At 61.3% G+C, this 23,691-nt stretch carries 19 protein-coding genes and 3 pseudogenes; 15 read left to right on the forward strand and 7 right to left on the reverse strand.

Annotated elements, in window-relative coordinates; genetic code table 11:
• Positions 1-64: 64 nt before the first annotated feature.
• The 6 genes from AC0L7P_RS21985 to rraA are packed head-to-tail and all read left to right on the forward strand — an operon-like array spanning position 65 to position 5,849.
• The gene (locus AC0L7P_RS21985) at positions 65-1,003 is read left to right on the forward strand and encodes an ABC transporter permease (RefSeq protein WP_473436266.1); all 939 of its coding nucleotides are present in this window, start codon (positions 65-67) and stop codon (positions 1,001-1,003) included.
• Positions 1,000-1,842: an ABC transporter permease gene (locus tag AC0L7P_RS21990; RefSeq protein WP_473436267.1), complete on the forward strand. Its 843-nt coding sequence runs from the start codon at positions 1,000-1,002 to the stop codon at positions 1,840-1,842. The genes AC0L7P_RS21985 and AC0L7P_RS21990 overlap by 4 nt, the downstream gene beginning before the upstream one ends.
• A complete protein-coding gene (locus AC0L7P_RS21995; protein ID WP_473436268.1) occupies positions 1,839-2,831 on the forward strand; it encodes an ABC transporter ATP-binding protein in 993 nt (330 codons plus the stop codon). The genes AC0L7P_RS21990 and AC0L7P_RS21995 overlap by 4 nt, the downstream gene beginning before the upstream one ends.
• Positions 2,828-3,835 (forward strand): ABC transporter ATP-binding protein, encoded by a 1,008-nt coding sequence (locus AC0L7P_RS22000; protein WP_473436269.1) that lies wholly within the window; start codon positions 2,828-2,830, stop codon positions 3,833-3,835. Before AC0L7P_RS21995 ends, AC0L7P_RS22000 begins: the two co-directional genes overlap by 4 nt.
• Positions 3,832-5,349, forward strand: coding sequence for a carboxypeptidase M32 (locus AC0L7P_RS22005; protein ID WP_473436270.1), 1,518 nt, complete (start codon positions 3,832-3,834; stop codon positions 5,347-5,349). The genes AC0L7P_RS22000 and AC0L7P_RS22005 overlap by 4 nt, the downstream gene beginning before the upstream one ends.
• Positions 5,346-5,849 carry a ribonuclease E activity regulator RraA gene (rraA, locus tag AC0L7P_RS22010; protein WP_473436271.1) on the forward strand — a complete coding sequence of 168 codons (504 nt, stop codon included), beginning with the start codon at positions 5,346-5,348 and terminating at the stop codon, positions 5,847-5,849. The genes AC0L7P_RS22005 and rraA overlap by 4 nt, the downstream gene beginning before the upstream one ends.
• 26 nt (positions 5,850-5,875) lie before the next feature.
• Here rraA and AC0L7P_RS22015 read toward each other — a convergent pair whose 3' ends face one another.
• Complete coding sequence (locus AC0L7P_RS22015) at positions 5,876-6,970, reverse strand: ParB/RepB/Spo0J family partition protein (protein WP_473436272.1); 1,095 nt, start codon at positions 6,968-6,970, stop codon at positions 5,876-5,878.
• Between the two features lies 1 nt (position 6,971).
• Positions 6,972-8,351 carry an AAA family ATPase gene (locus tag AC0L7P_RS22020; RefSeq protein WP_473436273.1) on the reverse strand — a complete coding sequence of 460 codons (1,380 nt, stop codon included), beginning with the start codon at positions 8,349-8,351 and terminating at the stop codon, positions 6,972-6,974.
• A gap of 484 nt (positions 8,352-8,835) precedes the next feature.
• Between AC0L7P_RS22020 and AC0L7P_RS22025 the strand changes: the two genes are divergently transcribed.
• Positions 8,836-9,993, forward strand: a complete 1,158-nt coding sequence (locus AC0L7P_RS22025; RefSeq protein ID WP_473436274.1) for a replication initiation protein — start codon at positions 8,836-8,838, stop codon at positions 9,991-9,993.
• Positions 9,994-10,020: 27 nt separating this feature from the next.
• Here AC0L7P_RS22025 and AC0L7P_RS22030 read toward each other — a convergent pair whose 3' ends face one another.
• Positions 10,021-10,911 carry a LysR family transcriptional regulator gene (locus AC0L7P_RS22030; protein ID WP_473436275.1) on the reverse strand — a complete coding sequence of 297 codons (891 nt, stop codon included), beginning with the start codon at positions 10,909-10,911 and terminating at the stop codon, positions 10,021-10,023.
• A 130-nt stretch (positions 10,912-11,041) separates the two neighbouring features.
• Between AC0L7P_RS22030 and AC0L7P_RS22035 the strand changes: the two genes are divergently transcribed.
• From AC0L7P_RS22035 to AC0L7P_RS22070, 8 genes and pseudogenes are all read left to right on the forward strand, one after another.
• A complete protein-coding gene (locus AC0L7P_RS22035; RefSeq protein ID WP_473436276.1) occupies positions 11,042-12,013 on the forward strand; it encodes an ABC transporter permease in 972 nt (323 codons plus the stop codon).
• Positions 12,010-12,897, forward strand: coding sequence for an ABC transporter permease (locus tag AC0L7P_RS22040; protein ID WP_473436277.1), 888 nt, complete (start codon positions 12,010-12,012; stop codon positions 12,895-12,897). Before AC0L7P_RS22035 ends, AC0L7P_RS22040 begins: the two co-directional genes overlap by 4 nt.
• Positions 12,894-13,859, forward strand: a complete 966-nt coding sequence (locus AC0L7P_RS22045; protein WP_473436278.1) for an ABC transporter ATP-binding protein — start codon at positions 12,894-12,896, stop codon at positions 13,857-13,859. Before AC0L7P_RS22040 ends, AC0L7P_RS22045 begins: the two co-directional genes overlap by 4 nt.
• Entirely contained in the window at positions 13,856-14,890 is a 1,035-nt protein-coding gene (locus AC0L7P_RS22050) for an ABC transporter ATP-binding protein (protein ID WP_473436279.1), read from the forward strand. Before AC0L7P_RS22045 ends, AC0L7P_RS22050 begins: the two co-directional genes overlap by 4 nt.
• A 4-nt stretch (positions 14,891-14,894) precedes the next feature.
• On the forward strand, positions 14,895-16,472 hold the full coding sequence (locus tag AC0L7P_RS22055) for an ABC transporter substrate-binding protein (protein ID WP_473436280.1): 1,578 nt from the start codon (positions 14,895-14,897) through the stop codon (positions 16,470-16,472).
• A gap of 74 nt (positions 16,473-16,546) precedes the next feature.
• Positions 16,547-18,321 (forward strand): annotated as a pseudogene (locus AC0L7P_RS22060) (CocE/NonD family hydrolase).
• A gap of 71 nt (positions 18,322-18,392) precedes the next feature.
• Positions 18,393-18,635 carry a type II toxin-antitoxin system Phd/YefM family antitoxin gene (locus AC0L7P_RS22065; RefSeq protein ID WP_473436281.1) on the forward strand — a complete coding sequence of 81 codons (243 nt, stop codon included), beginning with the start codon at positions 18,393-18,395 and terminating at the stop codon, positions 18,633-18,635.
• On the forward strand, positions 18,635-19,042 hold the full coding sequence (locus tag AC0L7P_RS22070) for a PIN domain-containing protein (RefSeq protein ID WP_473436282.1): 408 nt from the start codon (positions 18,635-18,637) through the stop codon (positions 19,040-19,042). Before AC0L7P_RS22065 ends, AC0L7P_RS22070 begins: the two co-directional genes overlap by 1 nt.
• Here AC0L7P_RS22070 and AC0L7P_RS22075 read toward each other — a convergent pair.
• The 4 genes and pseudogenes from AC0L7P_RS22075 to AC0L7P_RS22090 form a co-directional block, all read right to left on the reverse strand.
• The gene (locus AC0L7P_RS22075; protein WP_473436283.1) at positions 19,032-21,512 is read right to left on the reverse strand and encodes a Calx-beta domain-containing protein; all 2,481 of its coding nucleotides are present in this window, start codon (positions 21,510-21,512) and stop codon (positions 19,032-19,034) included. The two genes, AC0L7P_RS22070 and AC0L7P_RS22075, sit on opposite strands and share 11 nt — an antisense overlap.
• 107 nt (positions 21,513-21,619) lie before the next feature.
• Positions 21,620-22,234, reverse strand: a pseudogene (locus AC0L7P_RS22080) (Calx-beta domain-containing protein); the annotation flags it as partial.
• Positions 22,235-22,274: 40 nt separating this feature from the next.
• Positions 22,275-22,907, reverse strand: a complete 633-nt coding sequence (locus AC0L7P_RS22085) for a Calx-beta domain-containing protein (protein WP_473436284.1) — start codon at positions 22,905-22,907, stop codon at positions 22,275-22,277.
• A gap of 149 nt (positions 22,908-23,056) precedes the next feature.
• Positions 23,057-23,350 (reverse strand): annotated as a pseudogene (locus AC0L7P_RS22090) (hypothetical protein); the annotation flags it as partial.
• Positions 23,351-23,691: the final 341 nt, after the last annotated feature.

Genomic DNA, 23,691 nt, shown 5'->3' on the forward strand with positions numbered 1-23,691 from the left:
TCCGGGCGCGGCAGGGCATCCCCTGCCGCGCCCCTGATGCCCAGCAGACCGGGAGCCTTGCATCATGCAAATGATCGGCTATATCGCACGACGCCTCGTGCAACTTATACCAACATTGCTGTTCATTCTGGTTGTGGTCTTCACGCTGGTGCGGCTGCTGCCCGGAGATCCGGCCAGTGCCATTCTCGGGGATCGCGCCCTGGAGGCCGATGTCGCGCGGATCAACCACGATCTGGGGCTTGACCGGTCCCTGCCGGTACAGTTCTGGGCCTTTTCGAAATCGGTGGCCACAGGCGATCTTGGCAATTCGATCCATCTCAAACTGCCCGTGACCACGCTTATCGCGCAACGCCTGCCGGTGACCATCACGTTGACGGTGATGGCGGCGATCATCGCCGTGATCATGGCCGTTCCCCTGGCATTTGTCGCGGCATTGCGCCGGGGGCGGGCCGCCGACAGCGCGGTGCGCGGTGCGTTTCAGGTTGGCCTGTCGATGCCGGTCTTTTATCTCGGGCTGATCCTGCTGACCGTTTTTGGCGCAAAGCTGCGCTGGTTTCCCGTGGGCGGTTATGGCGATGGCTTTTTTGACAATCTTTATCATCTGTTCCTGCCTGCGGTGGCCCTGGCGCTCAGCCTGTCGGCCATTCTGATGCGCAATCTGCGGTCTGCGATCATTGATGTGCTTGACGCGGAATATGTTCAGTTCGCACGCTCCAAGGGGCTCGCGCCCAAGCTGGTGCTGTTTCGCCATGTCCTGCGCAACGCCCTGATTTCAACCGTGACCCTGTTCGGGCTGTCCATCGGCACCCTGCTCAGTGGTGCCGTTATCACCGAAACGGTCTTTGCCATTCCCGGCGCCGGGCGGCTGATGATCGACAGCATCTATGGCCGCGATTATCCGGTTGTTCAGGGCCTTACCATTGCGCTGGCCGTGCTGGTGTCGGTCACGTTCCTGCTGACCGATCTGGTTCAGGCCTGGCTTGACCCGAGAGTATCACGATGAGCGCCGATCCCGCCCCGATGCCCCGATCCCGCCGTCTGGTGGTTCCCCGGCCGCTGATCTTTGGCGGGGCGATCCTGCTTGCCAGTCTGGGTGTCGCCACGTTTCCGGCGCTGTTTGCGCCCTATGATCCGAACGCGTTCGATTATAACGCCCTGTTGCAGGCACCGTCGTTGCAACACCCCATGGGCACCGACAATTTCGGTCGCGACATGCTGAGCCGGGTAATCCACGCCTATACGATCGACATGCAGATCGCGTTCTTCGCCACCATCTTTCCGTTTGTTTTCGGCACCATGATCGGGGCCTTGGTGGGCTATGCCGGGGGCTTTGCCGAGGCATTGTTCGGGCGGGTTGTGGATGCTGTCATCACCTTTCCGTTCCTGGTTCTGGTCATCGCCATCGTTTCGGTTCTGGGGCCGGGGCTGACCAACATGTACATCGCCGTCGGGGTTGTCGGATGGGTGTTTTATGCCCGCATCATCGCCGCCGAAGTGCGGGTGCAAAAGCGGCTCGATTATGCCGATGCCGGGCGCGCGATGGGCTATACCCACCTGCGGATCATCTTTTGGCATCTGCTGCCCAATGCGATCACCCCTGCCGTTGTTTACTGGATGACCGACATGGCGCTGGCGATCCTGCTTGGGTCGAGCCTTGGGTATCTCGGCCTTGGCGCACAGCCGCCCGCCGCCGAATGGGGGGTGCTGATTGCCGACGGCAAAAACTTCATGTCGACCGCCTGGTGGATATCCGTGTTCCCGGGCATCGCCATCATCGTGACCGGCCTCGGGTTCAGCCTGACCGGCGACGGATTGGCGGAACTTCTGAGGACCAAACGATGAGCAACCCGCCCGAACCGCTGCTGGAGGTGCGCAACCTGACCACAACCTTTGGTCACGGGCATCTTACCGCCGTCAATGACGTGTCCTTTGCGGTGCGCCCCGGCGAGGTGCTGGGCCTTGTCGGGGAAAGCGGATCAGGCAAAAGCGTCACCCTGCGTTCGCTCATCCGGCTTATTCCTGAATCGGGGGAAAGTTCGGGCGAGGTGCTTTGGCAGGGGCAGAATGTGCTGACCATGCGCGACCGCGCCTTGCGCGGCATCCGTGGTGGCCAGATTTCGATGATTTTTCAGGAACCGATGACCGCGCTCAACCCGGTTCTGCCCGTCTGGAGCCAGATCGAGGAAAACCTCAGGGCGCACACCGATCTTGACCGCGCCGGACGCACCGCCCGCGCCCGCGATCTGATGGATCTTGTGGGTATCCCCGACGCGGCCCGGCGGCTGCGGGAATATCCGCACCAGTTTTCCGGCGGCATGCGGCAACGGGTGATGATCGCCATTGCGCTGGCCAGCAATCCAAAGCTGCTTCTTGCCGATGAACCGACAACGGCGCTGGATGTCACCATTCAGGACCAGATCCTGAACCTGATCCTCGATCTGCGCGACGAACTGGCCATGAGCGTGGTTCTTGTCACCCATGACCTGAGCGTGGTGGCCGCCACCTGTGACCGCATGGCGGTGATGTATGCCGGGCGCATCGTTGAAACCGGCAGTGTGGCCGATGTTTTCGCCCAACCCCGGCATGCCTATACCCGGGGCCTTCTTGGGTCGGTGCCCCATGCCGGAACCCAGCGCACCATGCTGATGTCGATTGATGGCACCCCGCCGCCGCTTGATCAAATTCCCGCCGGCTGCGCCTTCAACCCGCGCTGCACCTTCGCAACCGACCCGTGCCGCGCCAGTGTTCCGCCCCTGCAAGACATCGGGCCAGACCGAAGCGTCGCCTGCCATAACCACGAAACAGTCGCCGCTGCGAGGTCGGTAATATGACAGATGATGTGCTGATCACGGTTGATGGCGCCGGCAAACACTTTGCCCTGCCCCAGGGCATCGTAAGCCGCCTGTCCGGTCAACCCGCCCCCGCCGTTCATGCCCTGAACGAGGTCAGCTTTCAGATCAGGCGCGGCGAAACCCTGGGCGTGGTCGGTGAATCGGGCTGCGGAAAATCGACACTGGCGCGCTGCCTCGTGCGGCTGCACGATTGCGACACGGGCCGCATCCTGTTCGAGGATCAGGACATCGCCGCATTGACGGGCCAGAACCGGCGCACCTTCAACCGCCGTGTTCAGATGATCTTTCAGGATCCCTACAGCTCGCTTAACCCGCGCATGAAAGTGCGCCGTATTCTGGGCGAGGCGCTTGCCGTTCACCGGATGCGCCCGACTGCCGAAATTCCGTCCCGGATCAACGAGTTGCTGGAACTGGTTCGGCTAAACCCCGATGCCGCCGACCGTTACCCCCACGAATTTTCCGGCGGTCAGCGTCAGCGGATCGGCATCGCCCGGGCGCTGGCGGTCGAACCCGAAGTGCTGGTCGCGGATGAACTGGTTTCGGCGCTGGATGTGTCGGTGCAGGCGCAGGTGGTGAATCTGCTGCTGGATTTGCAGACACGTCTGGATCTGACCGTGGTGTTCGTTGCCCATGATCTGCGGCTGGTGCGCCATATCTCGCACCGGGTTGCGGTGATGTATCTGGGCGAAGTAATCGAAATCGGGCCGACCGAGGCCCTGTTTTCGGCCCCCCGCCACCCCTATACCCGGGCGTTGCTTGATGCCGCGCCCGAACTTGACCCCACCCGCCGCAACCGCACCGTTGCCGCGCGCGGGGAATTGCCCAGCCCGATCAACCTGCCCCGGGGCTGTCTGTTTCACACCCGCTGCCCCCATGCGTTTGACCGATGCCGGGTTGACCGCCCCGTTCTCACCCCGCGCGGGCCAGATCACAAGGCAGCCTGCCACCTGACCGATTTCGGCAAACCGGAGACCACACCATGAGTTACGCCACCTTTCAGGCCCAAATGGCCCGAATAAACGATATCATCTGCACCGTGAACCTGCTGGCATGGGATTCACGCACGATGATGCCTGCGGGCGGGGTTGAGGCGCGCGGGCGTCAGGTGACAACACTGACCGACCTTGCCCGCGATCTTGCCACCGGCGATGACATGCGCCGGGCCATGGACGCCGCGCAAGGTGAACTGGCCAACGCAGCCCCGGACGACATCCGCCGCCGCGCCCTCGCCCAGGCAGAGGCCGAGATTGGAACATTGTCGCGAATACCGGCCCCGATCATTTCTGAAATGGCCGGGCTGAAAACCCGCGCCCATGCCGCCTGGGCCGAGGCCCGCGCAGCGAATGATTTTGCCACCTATGCGCCGATGCTGGAACGGATGATGGTGCTTCAGCGCGAGATTTCAGCCGCAATCGGCACTGGCGATCACCCCTATGACCCCATGGTGGGCATGTTCGAACCGGGCATGACCCTGGCCGAACTGCGCACCATCTACGACCGCCTCAAGACGGCGCTCGTGCCACTGATCGAACGCGCCAAGGCCGCGCCCCAGCCCGACGCCGAATTCCTGACCCGGCCCTTTCCCGTGGACATGCAAAAGAAATTCGGCCTGATGATGGCCGAACGTATGGGCTATGACATGAATCGCGGCAGGCTGGACGATACCGTTCACCCGTTTGAAATCTCCTTCACCCGCGACGATGTGCGCATCACCAGCCGGTTCCGCGAAAACTGGGCGCCCGGTGGCATCTTTGCGCTGTGGCACGAGGCCGGGCACGGCATGTATGAACAGGGCGTCGCGCCCGAATTCACCCGCACCATTTTCACCACTGATATCGTCAATCTCTATGCCGTCGCCGGTGCCAGTTTCAGCATGCATGAATCGCAATCGCGCATGTGGGAAAACCGCGTCGGGCGCTCAGAGAAATTCTGGGATCTGCATTTCGCCACATTCCGCGATCATTTCCACGATCAGCTCGCCTCATGCACCCCCAAAGATGTCTGGCGCGCCGTCAACCGTGTAAACCCCAGCTTTATCCGCGTCGAGGCGGATGAGCTGACCTATGACATGCACATCATCCTGCGATCCGAGATCGAGGCGCGTCTGATGGCCGATGATATAAAGGTTGCCGATCTTCCCGCCGTCTGGGCCGAGGGCATGCGCGACTATCTGGGCCTTGAGGTGCCCAACGACACCCTTGGCGTCTTGCAGGATGTCCATTGGGCCCATGGGTTTGTCGGCTCTTTCCCGACCTATACATTGGGCAATATCATGTCGTCACAGTTCTTTGCCCGCGCGCAAAACGTCCCGGAAATTGCAGCCGGGCTGAACACCGGTGATTATGCCCCCCTGCACGGCTGGTTGGTTGAAAACATCTATCGTCACGGGCGTGCATCCTCGCGCAAGGAAACCCTGCAACGGGTGACCGGCGGCGGGTTGGACGTCGCCCCCTATATCGCAGACCTCACCGCCAAGGTTAAAGGATTGGGCGCATGACCCAGGATCAGATCGTCACCGCCGATCTTTATGATATCCACCACGAAAGGCTCGGGGTTTGCGAATTACAGTTCCGCAGTTTTGGGCAGATCAACAGCTTCTTTGGCCCCTGCCTGACCGTAACAACCTTCGAAGACCACACGCCCGTTCTGCGCGCCCTGGAACTGGACGGTCAGGACCGAATCCTCGTGGTTGACGGGCAGGGATCACTGCGCGTCGGTGTCATGGGCGACCGGCTTGCCGAAATTGGTGCCAAAAATGGCTGGCGCGGCGTCATCATCAACGGCGCGATCCGCGACAGCGCGGGCATTGATGCCCTGCCCCTCGGGGTCAAGGCATTGGGCACCACAGCGCGCCGGAGCTGGGCGCCAGCCCCCACGACACAGGGCGCCCCCGTGACATTCGGCGGCGCATCCTTTGCGACCGGCAACTGGGTTTACGCAGACAGGGATTGCGTGATCGTGGCGGCGGAAAACCTTTTTGGCACCGATACCGGCTAGGGATAGACCCGCAAGCCGGGCCTATCCTACCGCTCCAGCATGCGGCCAACCTCGGTCATGATTGTTTCCATCATCTCGGTGTCCACCTGACGCCCCTCGATCCGCAGAAAATGCCCGCGACTGTCGGCCTCGCGCCGCAGAACGGTGCCGTTGGACAGGCGCAATGTCGTGTTATTCTGCCAGCCCGGCTCAGGAAGCCGCCGGGGCCGCCCACCCCGGCGCGCAGCGGCTTCGGGCCGGTCAAGTTCGGCCAGGGTCGCCTCGATCAGCGCCCATTCTTCTGCCTCATCGCCCCCCTGCCCCGAGGCCAGAACCTCGCGCAGGCGCGGCCCGGCCCCGTCGCGCAAGGCGCCAGCCAGCCGCAGCCCCTGCTTTTCCGTAAGGTTTTCGGGAAACGACAGCATATCGCCCAGATCCTCAAAGATCAGCGCAAAAGACCGCACCTTTGATCGCTTGGCCTTGCTCGCTTGCGAAAACATCCTTTCAACGGCGGCCTCGGTGTCAACAAATGCGCCCTGCTTGGCCGAAAGCGCGGCAATCCGGCCTCTTTCATAATGGCTCAGCGCGGCGCGCACCTCGTTTTCCTCGACCATGGCGGCAAAGCGCGCACCGGAATCACGCGGATCGCGAACCAGGGCACGGATGGCGCGATATTTTGGATCCTGCGTCAGGGTCAACAGCTCTTGCACCGCCATCAAACGGCGATACCCCGACAGCAGCCCATAGGCGGCATTGGCGCCGTCGCCCTGGGCAAACACCTCGATCGGCAGGCGCAAACCGTTCTCTGCGATCGAGGATTTAAGCTCTTCCAGCTCGCCCCGGTCCAGAACCGTCCGATCCCGCACCAGCGCATCGGCGGCAATATCGGACAGGGGGATTTCAACCATCACCAGCCCCCTGCCCTGCGCATCACGATATTGCCCGGCATCGGCCTTGTCCCGTGCCAGTTCGGCCCGCAGACCGGCACTGGCGGTTTCATGGGCATCGGCCGATTGTGCCGCCACCGTTGCGATGGGCGCCGCGCCCGGGTTGGGCCGGGGCGCGGTTTCGCGGCGAAACTCTTCTTCGTATTTCGAAAGATCTTCGGCGCTGGGGGTTTCAAGACGGCGGCGTTTCACCATGTCAGCTTTCCTTGTCCATCTGTTGATCGCGCCACCAGGCGCCCAGAATGATTTCCTTTACCTCGGCCCAGGTACGATCAAACGTTTCGCGCCCCCGCACATAGGTATCGCGGTTGAACTCGCGGTAATCGGCCTCGTAGATGCCGTTCACCTGTTCCCCCGCCTGCCCCACCATGGCCGTCATTTCCTGACGAAACGCGGTCATGAAATCACCGAAATATGCCTGAATGACATTGGCAAGGTCGGCCTGCTGGGCCGCATCGAACCGGGTGATAATCGTGCGCACGGCATCCCATTCGAACCGCATTTCCGGCAGGCCACCGCGACGGCGGGCGGCATTTTCACCGTCTTCGATGCTGGCAAAGGTCGAATACAGCATATCGAAAAAGCGCCCGGTGGAATCAAATTCAAGAAACGACGCGCCCAGCGGAACAAGCAGAATATCAGCCGCCGACAAGGCATTGATCGTCAGATACCCAAGCGCCGGAGGCGTGTCGAGAAAGACGATATCATAGCTTTCAAGGATGTTATCCTCGGCCAGACCAGAGGCAAGCGCATCCCACAGCGGCCAAGAATTCAGCTGCATCCGCCAGACAGGCACCTGAAATTCGGCCCAGTACAAGTTCAACTGCGCGCCGATCAGATCAATGTTGGGCCAATGGGTGGATTGAATCAGGTTTCGCGGCGAAACCTTCAACGCCTCGCTCAGCGTTTCGTCAAGGGGCAGGGGGGCTGCACCGGTGGCGGCGCGCACGGTGTTTTCATCTGTCACATGACGGGCGTAATCACGGGCGATCAGGGGAAAGGCGGTTTCCCATTCATCCGTCACTGTTCCACCAAGAATCGATGTCATCGACCCCTGGGAATCCAGATCGATCACCAACACCTTGTAACCATCCAGGGCGGCGGACATGGCCAGATGTGCCGCTGTGCTGGTTTTGCCGACACCGCCCTTGAAGTTGGCAACGGCAACCACCTTGGCCGGAAGCCCCTTTGGCCGCCACGGAAGATATTCCCGGTTGGCGGCCCCGTCTTTGGCAAAATGTTCGCGCAGGGTCAGGATTTCTTCGAGGCTGTACCATTTTGCGCCCCCCTCGCCCGTGCCCTGGGGCAGGTCGGGATGCGCCTTGAGAACCCGGCGCAGGTGGGCCGGGGCGACGGGTATCAGATAGCGGCAGACCTCCCAGGTTGAAAACCGGCGCAGGCGTTTCTTGCCATCGGGCGCATAGCCGCGCCGCGCCAGATCATCGCGCCCTTTCGCCGCGAAACTTGCCGCTTTGGCGAATCGGGCGGTGTCGATAGGCTGAGCCAACTTTCCGGCCGCGTCGCTGGGGGCAATACTCGCATAGGGCGGCAGAGGAGGCTTGCTGGAAGATGTCATGTTACCTCGGTGATGTGCGTGGTTTTGGTGAATGTTCCTGTGATTATCACACATTACAAGGATGATGGGAATCAGAAGGCGAACAAGACATGAAAATAGGGTCTTATTAAGAAAAAGACACAGGGACAAACTGTAGAATCTTTCAGATCTTTAGAATCTTTCGGTGAATATAAGCAAGATAATACAATGTATTAGACTAACTTGAGGCCCCGTATCCGGGATGAAAGATACCCGTTCACGGGTTCAGAGGCACCCTTTTACAGGATGATGGGACGCCGATTCCGGGATTTCGGGCGCCAAACTGCGGTTTTCCACGGAATTGTGACTGTTTCTCTGTCAACCCGATTCGGGCAATCCTGAATATGGGTTCCTTTGCTTATGTTGGGTTCAACGCCTGAGGCACCCATGGCACGGTTGTTATTGGGTTCCGTTTGCGGCATGCTGTGCAAAGGGCCGCAAAGACGGGCCGGGATGAGGGCGACAGATGGATGATATTCCCGACGAACGGCTGACGGGTGCGCTGCGGCGTGGGTCGGTGAAAAAACACGTTGCGGCAATCCATGTATCCGGCAAACTGACGCTGCTGCAACGCAAGCTGAGCAATGTTCTGTTGCTGAATGCCTATGACACGCTGACCACCCAGGGCAAGCACGAGATTGACGCGCGAACGCTTTGTATGATGATCGGGTATAATTCCAACGACATGGAGACCCTGAAACAGTCACTGCGCGGGCTGGCAGAGACGATTGCGGAATGGGATATGCTGGATGGCGACGGGCAACAGGAATGGGGTGTGTCGAGCCTGTTGAGCTATGCCAAACTGAAGGCGGGTGTGTGCGAATATGCCTATTCTCCGGCGCTGGCGGAAAAGCTGAATGATCCAAAGGTTTTTGCCCTGATCAGTCTGAATATTCAGCGGCGGTTCACCAGCGGGCACGCCTTGGCCCTGTATGAAAATTGTTATCGCTTTGTGCGCACGGGCAGCACAGGGTGGTGGTCGCTGGAACTGTTTCGCAGGCTGATGGGGGTGGCCGACAGTGCCTATTATGAATCTTTCAAGCATCTGAATGCCAAGATCATCAAACCCGCGGTGGCCGAGGTGAACCGCACGTCGAACATTCTGGTCACGCCGGAAACGCGCAAGCGGGGCAGGGCGGTGACGGACATCCGGTTTCGCATCGCCGAAAATCCGCAATTGGCGATTCTGGATATTGATGATGGCGGTGCCGTGCGCAGCGGGGCCACCTATGGCCGGTTGCGGGCGCTGGGGGTGGAAGACCGGCTGGCGCGGCAATGGATCGGCGAACATGGCGAACGCTATGTGGATGAAAAGCTGGCCTATGTGGCGGCGCAGGGCGAAGTGAAAAGCCCGATGCGGTATCTGCGCGCGGCCTTGCGCGACGATTACCGGCCCGAAACCCCCGTCGCCACACCCGAAGTCAGCGGGCGGGCGGCGCAGCTTGCGCGTGTGCGTGACCTGCTGGCGGCGCGCACGCCAACCCAGCGCGATGCCGACCGGCGGCTGTTTCTGGCGGGGCTGAGCGATGGCGCCGCGCGGGCAGATTTTGAACGCCACGGTTGGATGTCGCCGGTCAATGCCAAGGCGATCTTTGCCTTTTGGGAACGGTTGAGCGCGGACTGACGGTTTCGCCGCGAAACCTGCCGTTCGTCAGGCGGCCCCATGGGGGAGGGTGCGAAAGAAGGCCGAGGCGGTTTCGATGAACGCGCCTGCCGTGGCCCCGACCGGGGACCGGTCTGCTGTGGCAAAGGCGAAATCATGGGTTATTCTGGGGTGGAACGGGCGCATTTCAACCGACATATCGGCAAAATCCATAGCCATGAGACGGTTCACCAGCGTCACACCGATGCCCTGCGCCGCCATCGCGCAGGCGGATGAGACGGAATGCGCCTCAACCCGGATATCGGGCCGGACACCGCGCGATTGGAACAGATCGTCGATCGAGCGGCGCGGCGCCCGCATCCGCGCCAGCAGGATCATCGGCACCTGGCGCAGATCCTCAACCCCGATGCGGGCCTTTTGGGTCAGGGGGTGGCCCTGTGGCATGACACAGACAGTATCCGAGGTGATCAGCGGGGTCAGGCGCAGCCCCGCGTGACTGACGGGCACCCGCAGAAAACCGATTTCAGCCCGGGCATCCATCAGCATCCGTTCAATGGTGTCATAGGGACCAGTGTGCAGTTCGATCCGGACCCGGTCATGGGTGGCCAGGAAACGCGATACGATCTGTGGCACCATCCGCAGGGCGAGGCTGGCGGGAAAGGCGACGCGCAGGGCGATTTCCGGGGAATTGCCGCTGCGCAGTTCTTCGGCGCGGGCGCTCAGACGGCGGGCATTTTCCAAAAGCCCTTGCAGTTGTTCATTCAGCATCAGGCCTTCGCGGGTGGGGATCAGCCGGGCCTTTTCGCGGCGAAACAGGCTGATCCCGAGGGAGTCTTCGAATTGGGTCAGACGACGGCTGACGGCCGGTTGGGTCAGGCCCAACCGGTGCGCGGCGGCCTGGGTCGATCCGGTGGCAAGGACCGTGGCGTAGGTTTCCAAAAGATCAAGGCGCAGGGGGTTCTCCGGGGTTATGCGGATGGTGCATAGATATACACATATATTTCATAGTATTGCATAAGTTTTATCACCGCGTCACCCTGCTTAACAATAGTTGACCGGGGCCGCCAGCATGACCGCATTTGTGATTCGCCGCATATTTCAGGCTGTGCTTGTCCTGTTGGCGACGGCGGTGATCGTTTTTATCGGGGTCTATGCCATTGGTGATCCGCTTGAGATTCTGTTGCCCGGCGATGCCACCATGGCAGAACGGGCGGCGGTGGCGCAATCGCTGGGGCTGGATAAGCCGCTTCCGGTGCAGTTTGTCACGTTTCTGGGCAATGCGGTGCAGGGCGATTTCGGGCGGTCGTTCGTTTACAACCGTCCGGCGGTGGATGTGATCCTTGAACGATTGCCCGCCACCCTTGAACTGGCCATCACTGCTTTGGCGATTTCGTTGATCCTTGGCATTCCGCTGGGCCTGTGGGCCGGGACAAATCCGCAGTCGGCGGTGGATGACACCATCATGACCGGTTCCATCCTTGGGTTTTCAATGCCGAATTTCTGGCAGGGGATGATGCTTATCATGGTGTTTTCGGTTGCCCTTGGTTGGTTGCCGTCGACCGGTCGTGGTGAAACCGTGACTGTTTTTGGTATGCGCACCAGTTTTGGCACCTGGGACGGGATCACGCATCTTATCCTGCCGGCGACCAACCTTGCCCTTGGGCAACTGGCGCTGGTGATCCGGCTGACCCGGACGGGAGTGCAGGAAACCATGCCGCTGGATTTTGTGAAATTCGCCCGCGCGCGGGGGCTGAGCGAGGGGCGTATCCTGATGGTCCATGTGATGAAGAACATTCTGATTCCGATCGTTACAGTGATCGGGGTCGAATTCGGATCGCTAATTGCCTTTGCCGTGGTGACCGAAACGATTTTTGCCTGGCCGGGGGTTGGCAAGCTGATCATCGACAGTATCGGCGCGTTGGACCGGCCAATTGTTGTGGCGTATATTCTGGTGATCGTTGCGATGTTCATCGTTATCAACCTGTGCGTCGATATTTTGTATTCGCTTCTTGACCCGCGTGTGCGGGCGCGCAGCGCATGATCGCGCTGGCGGGGCAGGGGTTGTTCGCGCGGGCGGTGCGCGGTGTGGTGGCCAGCCCAAAGGCGGCCATTGCGCTGGTGATTTGCCTGTTGCTGGTGGTATCGGCCCTGTTTGCGCCGATGCTGGCGCCGCAAAACCCTTATGATCTGACCCAGATTGATTTGTTCGACGGCAAACTGCCCCCGATGAGCCGGGGTTATGAGGGCCAGCTTTACCCGCTGGGCACCGATACGCAGGGGCGCGGTATGCTGTCGGCCATGCTCTATGGGTTGCGGACCTCGCTGGCCGTCGGGGTGACGGCGGGGGTTTTGGCGCTGGCGGTGGGCACGTCGCTGGGCCTGTTGGCGGCTTACGTTGGCGGGCGGGTCGATTCCGCCATCATGCGGGTGGTTGACCTGATGTTGGGCTTTCCGACGATCCTTGTGGCGCTGATGATCCTTGTTGTGTTCGGGCAGGGCACCGGCAAGGTGATTTTGGCACTGGTCTTTGTGCAATGGGCCTATTTCGCCCGCGCGGTGCGGGCCACGGCCATGGTCGAGGCGGCCAAGGATTATGTGGAGGCGGCGCGGTGTCTGGGCCTGTCGGCGCCGCGCATCCTGTTTGGGCATCTTCTGCCCAACTGCCTGCCGCCGCTGATTGTGATCGGCACCATTCAGGTGGCCAACGCGATTGCCGCCGAGGCGACGCTTTCGTTTCTTGGGATCGGGTTGCCGATCACCGAACCGTCGCTGGGGCTGCTGATTGCCAACGGGTATCAGGTTTTGCTGGCCGGCATATACTGGATGAGTGTCTATCCCGGCCTTTTGCTGTTGGTTCTGGTGTTCGCCATCAACATCGTGGGCGACCGTCTGCGCATTGTCCTGAACCCGAGGCTGAGCCAATGAGCCTGTTGCATATCGACAACCTGCATACTGTTTTCGAAACCGCGGCCGGCACGGTGCGGGCGGTGGACGGGGTCAGCCTGACCCTGGAGCCGGGTCAGATTGTCGGGCTGGTGGGTGAATCCGGGTCCGGCAAGTCGATCACCGGGTTTTCGGTTCTGGGGCTGCTTGATCCGCCGGGGCGGGTGGCCGAGGGGCAGATCCTGTTCAAGGGGCGCGATCTGGCAACATTGGGCGCTGATGAGTTTCGCAAGCTGCGCGGTGACCGGATTGCGATGATTTTTCAAGATCCGATGATGACCCTGAACCCGGTGCTGAGCATTGGCACCCAGATGGTTGAAACGGTGCAGGCCCATCGCAAGGTATCGCGCGGTGTCGCGCGGGCGCAGGCGCGCGATGCCCTGGGCCGGGTCGGAATACCCCGCCCAGAAGAGCGGTTGTCGGCCTATCCGCACGAATTTTCCGGCGGAATGCGGCAACGTGTGGCGATTGCCATGGCGCTGTTGCACGAACCCGATCTGATTATCGCGGATGAACCGACAACGGCGCTGGATGTGACGATTCAGGCGCAAATCCTGTCGGTGGTACAGGGGTTGGTTGCCGATATGGGTATGGCGCTGATCTGGATCAGCCACGATCTGGGCGTTGTCGCCGGTTTGGCGGATCGTATCGCGGTGATGTACGCGGGCCGGATCGTCGAGGAGGGCGCGACCGATGATGTGCTGGATCGCCCGCGCCATCCTTATACCGCCGGGCTGGTGGCCAGCACGCCTTTGGCCAATGAACGCGGTCAGCCCCTGCGCCAGATCCGGGGTTCGGCGCCGCCGCCGTTGAACCGGCCCGCTGGCTGTGCCTTTGCGCCGCGCTGTGACTATTCCACCACGCTTTGTGGGCAGGAGCCGGGCGAAACCGTGCAGGACGGGCGGCGGTGGCGCTGTTTTCATCCGCTGGGGGAAAACCAATGAGCGATATTGTCGCCAGCGCCGAGAATGTTTCAAAGAATTTCCGCACGCCCCCGGATTTTGCCGAACGGTTGGCGATCAGGCTGGGCGCGGCATCGCCGCCGCCGGTGGTCCGGGCGCTGGACGGTGTGAACGTGCAGGTCCGCCGGGGCGAGGTGTTGGGCGTTGTCGGGGAATCAGGCTGTGGCAAATCCACCCTTGGCCGGATCATGGCCGGAATGCTGGCGCCCAGCGACGGCACAATCCGGCGGAATGGTGACGATATTGCCACGCTGAAGGGGGTCGAGGCAAAACGGATGCGGCTGGCGACGCAGATCATTTTCCAGGACCCGATGTCATCGCTGAACCCGCGCAAACGGGTGGGCGAGATCATTGGCGAGGCGCCGCGCGTGCATGGTCTGACGCCGCGCGCCGCTGTGGGGCAGCAGGTCAGCGATCTGTTGACGACCGTGGGGTTGGACCCGGCTATGGCCGAGCGGTTTCCGCACCAGTTTTCCGGTGGTCAGCGGCAAAGGATCGGCATTGCCCGCGCCCTGGCGGTGAAACCCGATTTTCTGATCTGCGACGAAAGCATCGCGGCGCTGGATGTGTCGATTCAGGCGCAGGTGATCAACCTGTTCATGGAATTGCGCCGGGATTTCGGGCTGACCCTGATGTTTATCAGTCACGATCTGGGCGTGGTGCGCCATATCGCGGACCGGGTTGTCATCATGTACCTTGGCCGGGTGGTCGAGGTGGCCGATGCCGATACGGTGTTCGATGCCCCGCGCCATCCCTATACGGCCGCGCTGCTGGATGAAATTCCGCGGATCGACCGGCGGGCGCGGCGGTTTTCCGCGATCAAGGGGGAAATTCCCTCGCCGGTGAATCCGCCGTCGGGGTGCCATTTTCACCCCCGCTGCCCCCATGCGTTTGACCGTTGCCGCCTGGAACGCCCGCCATTGACGACGCTGGCGTCGGGGCTGGATGTCGCCTGTCATCTGAACGGCGGGCAGGGGTTGACCCCGAACCAATCGAAATCAAAGGGAGAGTAAGAAAATGCTGCATATGAAATCTATCCTGCTGGCAGGGTTGCTGGCCACCACGGCCCTGCCGGCGCTGGCGGCCGATCTGGTGATTGGCCGCTCAAACGAGCCAAGCTCGATCGATCCGCAGTTCAGCCGCACGGGCAACAACCAGATGACCGGCGACATGATCTTTGGCCGTCTGGCCGAGTTCGACGAGAACCTGCAAATGAAGCCGGACCTTGCCGAAAGCTGGAAAAACATCGACCCGCTGACCTGGGAAATCAAACTGCGCCCCGGTGTGACCTTTCACGACGGTTCGCCCCTGACGATCGAGGATGTGATCTATTCGATCGAACGCACGGACGAGGTGCCCAACAGCCCCGCACCGTTCACCGACATGGTGTCGAATGTCGCCGGCATGGAAAAGGTTGACGACACCACCCTGCGGATCACCACCAACACGCCGGCGCCATCGTTCATGGAATCCATCGGGCGGGTGTTCATCATTTCCAAGGCCGCAACCGAAGGCAAAAGCAGCGATGATTTCGCCAATGCCGGAACGGGCGCTGCCATCGGCACCGGGCCGTACAAATATGTGTCCTGGACCCCGGGCGAAACCATGGAGCTTGAGGCCTATGATGGATACTGGGGCGATGCACCTGAATTCAAGGATGTGCAGATCCGGTTCATCAGCAACGATGCCGCGCGGGTTGCCGCCCTGCTGTCGGGGTCGGTTGACCTGATCGATGCGGTGCCGCCCGCCGATGTGCCGCGTCTGAAAAACAACGATGATTACACGGTGATTTCCACGCCCTCTGGCCGGGTGATTTACCTTGGGCTGTCCATGCGTTTTGATGCGGCGCCCGGTGTCACCGATCTGGCGGGCAATCCGCTGCCGGAAAATCCGTTCCGCGATACGCGGGTGCGCAAGGCGATTTCGCTGATGATTGACCGCGAACTGATCGTTGACCGCATTCTTGGCGGGTCGGGCATTCCGGCGGGTCAGATTGCGGCGCCGGGTCTTGGGGGCCATGCCGATGATCTGGCCGCTGACACCCCCGATGTGGAACAGGCCAAGGCGCTGTTGGCCGAGGCGGGGTATCCCGATGGGTTTGGCATTACCATTTCATCATCGAACAACCGGTTTCCGGGCGACGGCGATCTGGCGCAGGCCATTGGCCAGATGTTGGCGCGGGGTGGTCTGAAGGTAACGGGTGTCGAGGCGCTGCCTTATAACGTCTATTCCAAGGCGGCGTCGGCGGGCGATTACGGCGCTTTCGTCTTTTCCCTGGGGGCGTCTACGCCCACGTCGGCGACGCTGCTGCAATCCTTGCTGCACACCTATGACAAGGCTGCGGGGAAGGGTGCGTTCAACCGGGTGCGGTATTCCAACCCCGATTTTGACGCGGCACTGGCCACGGCGATGGAGGAGTTCGACCCCGAGAAACAACGCGCCATGCTGGAAGATGTGACGCGGATGGTGTTTGCCGACACGCCGGTTGTGCCGCTGTACTGGCAAAAGGCCCATTGGGCGGCCAAAAAGGGCCTGACCATCGTGGGTGGCCTGTCAGAAGGCACGCTTCCCCAGGATGTGAGTTCGGCCAAGTGAGCGATGTCGTCGATATGGGGCCAGCACGCGCGCTGGCCCCGGATGTTGCGGTGATGCGCGACGTCATGATCCCCATGCGCGATGGCGTGACGCTGGCCACCGATATTTATCTGCCGGTTCAGGGCGGGGCGCGCCCGGTGATTCTGGAACGTACCCCCTATGACAAGGCCGGCACGTCGCGCTCGGAACGTTCGGTCGCGTCGCCTGATCCGCTGAGCCGCGAGGCGCTGGCGATGCGGCTGGTGCGCGAAGGCTATGTCATGGTCTGGCAGGATTGCCGGGGACGGCACAAATCCGGCGGCACCTTCACGAAATATGTGAATGAGGCCGAAGACGGGTTCGATACGATTGCATGGATTGCCGAGCAGCCGTGGTGCGACGGCCAGGTCGGCATGATGGGGCTGAGCTATGATGCCCATACGCAACTGGCGGCGGCCTGTCTTGCGCCAACCGCGCTGGCCTGCATGGTTCTGGATTCGGGTGGGTTTTCCAATGCCTTTACCTGCGGTATCCGGCAGGGCGGTGCGTTTGAGCTGAAACAGGCGACATGGGCCTATAACCACGCTTTGGAATCGCCCGAGGCGCGCGATCCGCTGGTTGCCGGGGCGATCCGGGCGGAAAATTTGCACGATTGGTTCGCGCATATGCCCTGGACGCGCGAACGGTCGCCGATCCGCTGGGCCCCCGATTACGAAACCTATCTGGTGGACCAATGGCAGCATGGCACCTTTGATGCCTTCTGGAAACGCACCGGCATCTGGGCCGCCGGTTACTATGATGCCATCCCCAAGGTGCCGGTGGCATTGATGAGCAGTTGGTACGATACCTATGTGCCGACGACGCTGGAAAATTACCGCGCCCTGCGCGAGGATCGCCCTGTCGCGCTGATCCTGGGGCCGTGGACCCATGGCAACCGGTCGTCGCAAGTGTTCGGGGATGTGGATTTTGGCATCGCGGCCACCTTTGACGGGCAGGTCGATGAGAATTGGCTGACGTGGCGGTTGAAATGGTTCGACATGGCGCTGCGTGGCGGTGCCGATAGCCAAAGCGGCCGGGTCTGGTATTTTGTCATGGGCGGCGGCAGCGGGCGGCGCACCGCTGGTGGGCATCTGGACCATGGTGGTGCCTGGGCGCAGGCCAATACGTGGCCGCCCGAGCAGGCAAGGCCGCTGACGCTTTATCCGCAGCGCGACATGTCGCTGCGCGATGGCGTGGGGCAGGGGGTGAGATTGCATGGTCGTTCGACCCTGCCGATCCGGTGCCGACGCTGGGCGGCGCGCTGACCTCGGGCGAACCGATCTTTACCGGCGGGCCGGTCGATCAGGTCGAGAGTGATGGCTTTCACGGCTGCACCACACCGGGCCTGCCGTTGAAGGCGCGCCGTGATGTGGTGTCGTTCGAGACGCCACCGCTGGACCGTGACATGGTGATCGCCGGACCGGTCACCGTGCATCTGCGGGTGGACACCGACGCGCCCGACACAGATTTCACGGCCAAGCTGATCGACGTACATCCGCCCTCAAAGGATTATCCGCGCGGCTATGCGATGATCCTGAGCGATGGCATTTTCCGGCTGCGCTATCGTGACGGATACGAAACACCCCGCCTTGCCGAACCGGGCGAGGGGCCGTTCGACATTACGGTCACGCCGTTTGATACCGCCAACCGGTTTCGGGCGGGGCATCGCATCCGGCTTGATATTTCATCCTCGAACTTTCCAAAGTTCGACGTGAACCCGAACACCGGCGCACCGGAAGGCACCGGGCGGGCGCTGCGCGTGGCGATGAACCGGGTGTTTTTAGGGGAACAGACCAGGATTGAACTGATGGTTCTGCCCGAAGGCGGCTGAGGTATCCTTGACATTTGGCGTAATGGCTATCATTCTGTCTAGCTATCAAGCTAGCCATATCGGAGCCTGCAATGTGGACGGTCCAGGACGCAAAGAACAAATTCAGCGCTGTTGTCGAAGCGGCGCTTGCGGGTACGCCGCAAGAGGTGACGCGCCGGGGGCGGCCCGCAGTGGTTATTCTGTCATCCGAGGAATATCACCGGCTTCTGGCCGGTGCCGTGCAATCGCGTCAGAGCTTTGCCGACCATCTGATGGCCTTTCCGGGGGGTGACATCGCGCGCGCCGAGGTCGCGCCGCGCGATGTAAACTTCTGATGTATCTTCTGGATACCAACGTCATTTCGGCGGTGCGCCGCCCGGATCGTGCGCCCCAGGTGGCGGCGTGGTTGCGCGGCAAGGCAGAGCAGGATCTTTTCCTCAGTGTTATCACGATAGGTGAAATTGAACGGGGTATTCGCCGACAAGAAACGCGCGACCCCGCGTTTGCGGGCGATCTTCGCGGTTGGCTTGATCGTACCGTCTTGTTGTTCTCGGATCGGTTGCTGCCTTTCGAGGCGGAAGATGCGCGCATCTGGGGCAGACTTTCAGCCGAAATTGGCCACAACGGCGCAGATCTGATGATCGCGGCGTCGGCGCTGTGTCGTGGTGCAACCGTCGTGACCGGGAACGACAGTGATTTCGCGCCGACGGGCGTTGCCGTCGAAAACCCTTTCACAGGATAAAATCACCTGCTGAAATGGCGGGCGCGCCGCTGATCTCCAGCACCCAATCGACGCTGCCATTTCCGTCCGCGTCACCGATCAGCAAGCCAGCCGGCGCAAGATAATAAAACGAAGCGGTGCCGCCGCCTGAAATTCCGGCCGCCCCGTTGAACTGAGCGTTAAGGGCAGAAAGGTCTAACGTGTCTGTTCCATGGTTGAAATCATTGATGACATCCCGGTTCGAGCCAACCCCAATCTGCGCGGCGGATTGAAAGACAAAAACATCGCTGCCCAATCCGCCGCTCAGGAAATCCTTGCCTGTCCCGGCAACAAGCCTGTCATCCCCAACGCCGCCATAGATCCGGTTGGAGCCAGCGCCCGCCACAATCAGATCGTTCCCGGCCCCGCCGCCGATGAAATCATTCCCGAGCCCGGCATAAATTGCATCGGCCCCTTCGTCGCCATAGATGGTGTCATTGCCGGCCCCGCCAGCCGCCAGATCGCCCAGATCGCCGGTGTAGATTAAATCATTTCCATCGTTGCCAAAGAGCTGGTTCCGACCGGACGATCCATGAATCGTGTCGCTGCCCGATCCTCCCTGAACTGTGTCATTGCCCAATCCGGCATAGATGACATTTGCACCCGCCGAACCGAATATCTGGTCATTTCCGGCCCCGCCACCGACGTTATCATTGCCCAATCCAGCATAGATCGTATCCTGGCCGTCGTCGCCGCGTATCATGTCATTGCCCGCGCCACCGCCAATGAAATCGCCGGCTGCACTTGCGAAGATCCGGTCAGCCCCCGCACCACCGAACAGTTGGTTGCGCCCCGCGCTGCCGTTGATCACGTCATTGCCGTCACCGCCCAGAACCGTATCGTTGCCAAAGCCGGCGTAAATGGTATCTGCCCCAACGCCGCCCTGGATCTGGTCATTTCCGGCGCCACCACCAAGAAGATCGCCGCCGGACCCTGCAAAGATCTGATCGGCCCCGCCATCACCGAACAGTTGGTTTTGCCCCGCATTGCCGTGGATCACGTCATTGCCGCCGCCACCTCTTACCGTATCGTCGCCAACGCCTGCATAGAGTGTATCCGCCCCATCCCCGCCCTGGATCTGGTCATTTCCCGCACCGCCGCCAACAAGATCGCCGCCGGACCCTGCAAAGATCCGGTCGTCGCCGTCTTCGCCGAACAGTTGGTTGCGCCCGGCACTGCCATGGATCACGTCATTGCCGTCACCGCCGCGTACCGTGTCATTGCCCGGTCCACCGTAAACCGTGTCGTTGCCGGGCCCGCCGTGAATCGTGTCGTTGCCGTATCCGCCACCGATGAAGTCATTCCCGGCGCCGCCAGAGATGGTGTCGTTGCCGCCGCCCCCGTATATGGTATCGTTGCCGCCAAAACCGTCGAGTATCTCGGGGCTTGCGTCGCCATTGACCAAAAGGTCTTGGGTGGAGCGGAGCGTGCTTAGCAGCGTCACGATCATAGGGGCGAATGGCCCAGGTAGCGGCGTGCCGTTGGTCGGAGTGAAACTCAACTGCAAGGTTTCAGGCGCTTCATCGATTGTATCTGCAAGAACCTCAATACGCAGGGACGTTTTCGTCTGGCCCGGAGCCAAGGAAACGGTTGAATCCAAAAGGCGGTAATCCTGACCAAGAACCGCAGTGCCGCCATTGATTGCGACGTCAAACATCACATCCCCAGCGAATGGCCGGGACAACTCGACAGGAACATCATAAATGACAGACCCGAATGCGCCTTCGCGCAGGGTATGTGGATGCGCGGTCAAGGTTGTATTCAGTCCTGGCCCATCGTTGTCCAGAATGAACCCGGTTGACGTTAATGCGGTAACGCCCCCCGCGAATGTGGCGCCGCCGGAAAGGTTGAACAATTCCATCGTGATCGACTCGTCGATCTCGTCGATGGTGTCTCTGGCTACATTGATGTAAATACTGGCCGAGGTCTGGCCCGCCGCGAATGTCACGGTGCCGTTGTTACTTCCATGGGTCGAGTTGAAATAGAGATCGTCGTCGGTCGCGGTGCCGTTCAGCAGGGTCCGGTAATTCATCGTCACGGCGTTGACCGGGGCCTCTGACAGGGTCACGACAAACCGCAGGTAATTGCTGGAGCTTTCCACAACCGCATCGCCGGACATGGAAACGACCGGACCGGCGCCGCTGTCGTCGTCCATCAGGGTGGCGGTGCCTGCCGCGCCCGTGGTTCCGATCGAGGGGTTGGCGGGCGGGGTGACCACGAGATCGAATGTCTCGGTGAATTCGGGCGTCATGTCGCCAGAGACCGGCACGGTCACATAGGCCACGTCCTGGCCCGTGGCGAACGACAGGCTGCCGGAGGTCGCCGTGTAATCCTGACCGGCCACCGCGCTGCCATCCGCTGTGGTATAGGTGACGGTGAATGCGCTGGCCGCAGGTTGCGACAGGCGCACTTCAAAGATCGCGTCCTGGCTGCCGCTGTCATCCTCGACCAACACCGGGTCTGAGACATGCAGCGCGAGGTTGGACCCGGCCCCGTCATTGTCCAGAATGATGCCTGTCGCGCGCAGCAGGGGTTGCCCCCCGCGAATGTGGCGCCGCTTGAAAGATTGAACAATTCCATGGTGACTGACTCGTCGATTTCGTCGACGGTGTCAGAGGCCACGTTGATATAGATGCTGGCCGAGGTTTGACCGGCGGCGAATGTCACGGTGCCGTTGGTGTTGCCGTGGGTCGAGTTGAAATAGAGATCGTCGTCGGTCGCGGTGCCGTTCAGCAGGGTCCGGTAATTCATCGTCACGGCGTTGACCGGGGCCTCTGACAGGGTCACGACAAACCGCAGGTAATTGCTGGAGCTTTCCACAACCGCATCGCCGGACATGGAAACCACCGGACCGGCGCCGCTGTCGTCGTCCATCAGGGTGGCGGTGCCTGCCGCGCCCGTGGTTCCGATCGAGGGGTTGGCGGGCGGGGTGACCACGAGATCGAATGTCTCGGTGAATTCGGGCGTCATGTCGCCAGAGACCGGCACGGTCACATAGGCCACGTCCTGGCCCGTGGCGAACGACAGGCTGCCGGAGGTCGCCGTGTAATCCTGACCGGCCACCGCGCTGCCATCCGCTGTGGTATAGGTGACGGTGAATGCGCTGGCCGCAGGTTGCGACAGGCGCACTTCAAAGATCGCGTCCTGGCTGCCGCTGTCATCCTCGACCAACACCGGGTCTGAGACATGCAGCGCGAGGTTGGACCCGGCCCCGTCATTGTCCAGAATGATGCCTGTCGCGCGCAGCAGGGGTTGCCCCCGCGAATGTGGCGCCGCTTGAGAGGTTGAACAATTCCATGGTGACTGACTCGTCGATTTCGTCGACGGTGTCAGAGGCCACGTTGATATAGATGCTGGCCGAGGTTTGACCGGCGGCGAATGTCACGGTGCCGTTGGTGTTGCCGTGGGTCGAGTTGAAATAGAGATCGTCGTCGGTCGCGGTGCCGTTCAGCAGGGTCCGGTAATTCATCGTCACGGCGTTGACCGGGGCCTCTGACAGGGTCACGACAAACCGCAGGTAATTGCTGGAGCTTTCCACAACCGCATCGCCGGACATGGAAACCACCGGACCGGCGCCGCTGTCGTCGTCCATCAGGGTGGCGGTGCCTGCCGCGCCCGTGGTTCCGATCGAGGGGTTGGCGGGCGGGGTGACCACGAGATCGAATGTCTCGGTGAATTCGGGCGTCATGTCGCCAGAGACCGGCACGGTCACATAGGCCACGTCCTGGCCCGTGGCGAACGACAGGCTGCCGGAGGTCGCCGTGTAATCCTGACCGGCCACCGCGCTGCCATCCGCTGTGGTATAGGTGACGGTGAATGCGCTGGCCGCAGGTTGCGACAGGCGCACTTCAAAGATCGCGTCCTGGCTGCCGCTGTCATCCTCGACCAACACCGGGTCTGAGACATGCAGCGCGAGGTTGGACCCGGCCCCGTCATTGTCCAGAATGATGCCTGTCGCGCGCAGCAGGGGTTGCCCCCCGCGAATGTGGCGCCGCTTGAAAGATTGAACAATTCCATGGTGACTGACTCGTCGATTTCGTCGACGGTGTCAGAGGCCACGTTGATATAGATGCTGGCCGAGGTTTGACCGGCGGCGAATGTCACGGTGCCGTTGGTGTTGCCATGGGTCGAGTTGAAATAGAGATCGTCGTCGGTCGCGGTGCCGTTCAGCAGGGTCCGGTAATTCATCGTCACGGCGTTGACCGGGGCCTCTGACAGGGTCACGACAAACCGCAGGTAATTGCTGGAGCTTTCGGCAACCGCATCGCTGGACATCGAAACATGAATCATAATTCTCTCCTCTGAAATTTATCGATTTTATTAGGCTTCAGGCAATATCGACGAAAGAAACGCAATTGCTGAAACATTGTGACACTAAGCCGATCAGATCAAGCCCTTTGACAGCGTGTCATATGCACTGAACATGATTGGGTCTGGCGCTGTTTCGGGCAGGTCTGGCGATACTGCTGGCCGCTTTCAGGCGTCGGGTGATTTCGCAACGCCACCTGAGCCGCGGTCCGGCAAATGCTCGTGAAGCATGCGAAGCGCGGGTCGACGTGTGGCTTTGCCAAACCGCGTCGTCACGGCGCGGACGGCGAGTGGATAGTACGCCCGCGTGCGTTGTCAAACCT

This window comes from Oceaniglobus sp. K40-3 (assembly GCF_055808395.1).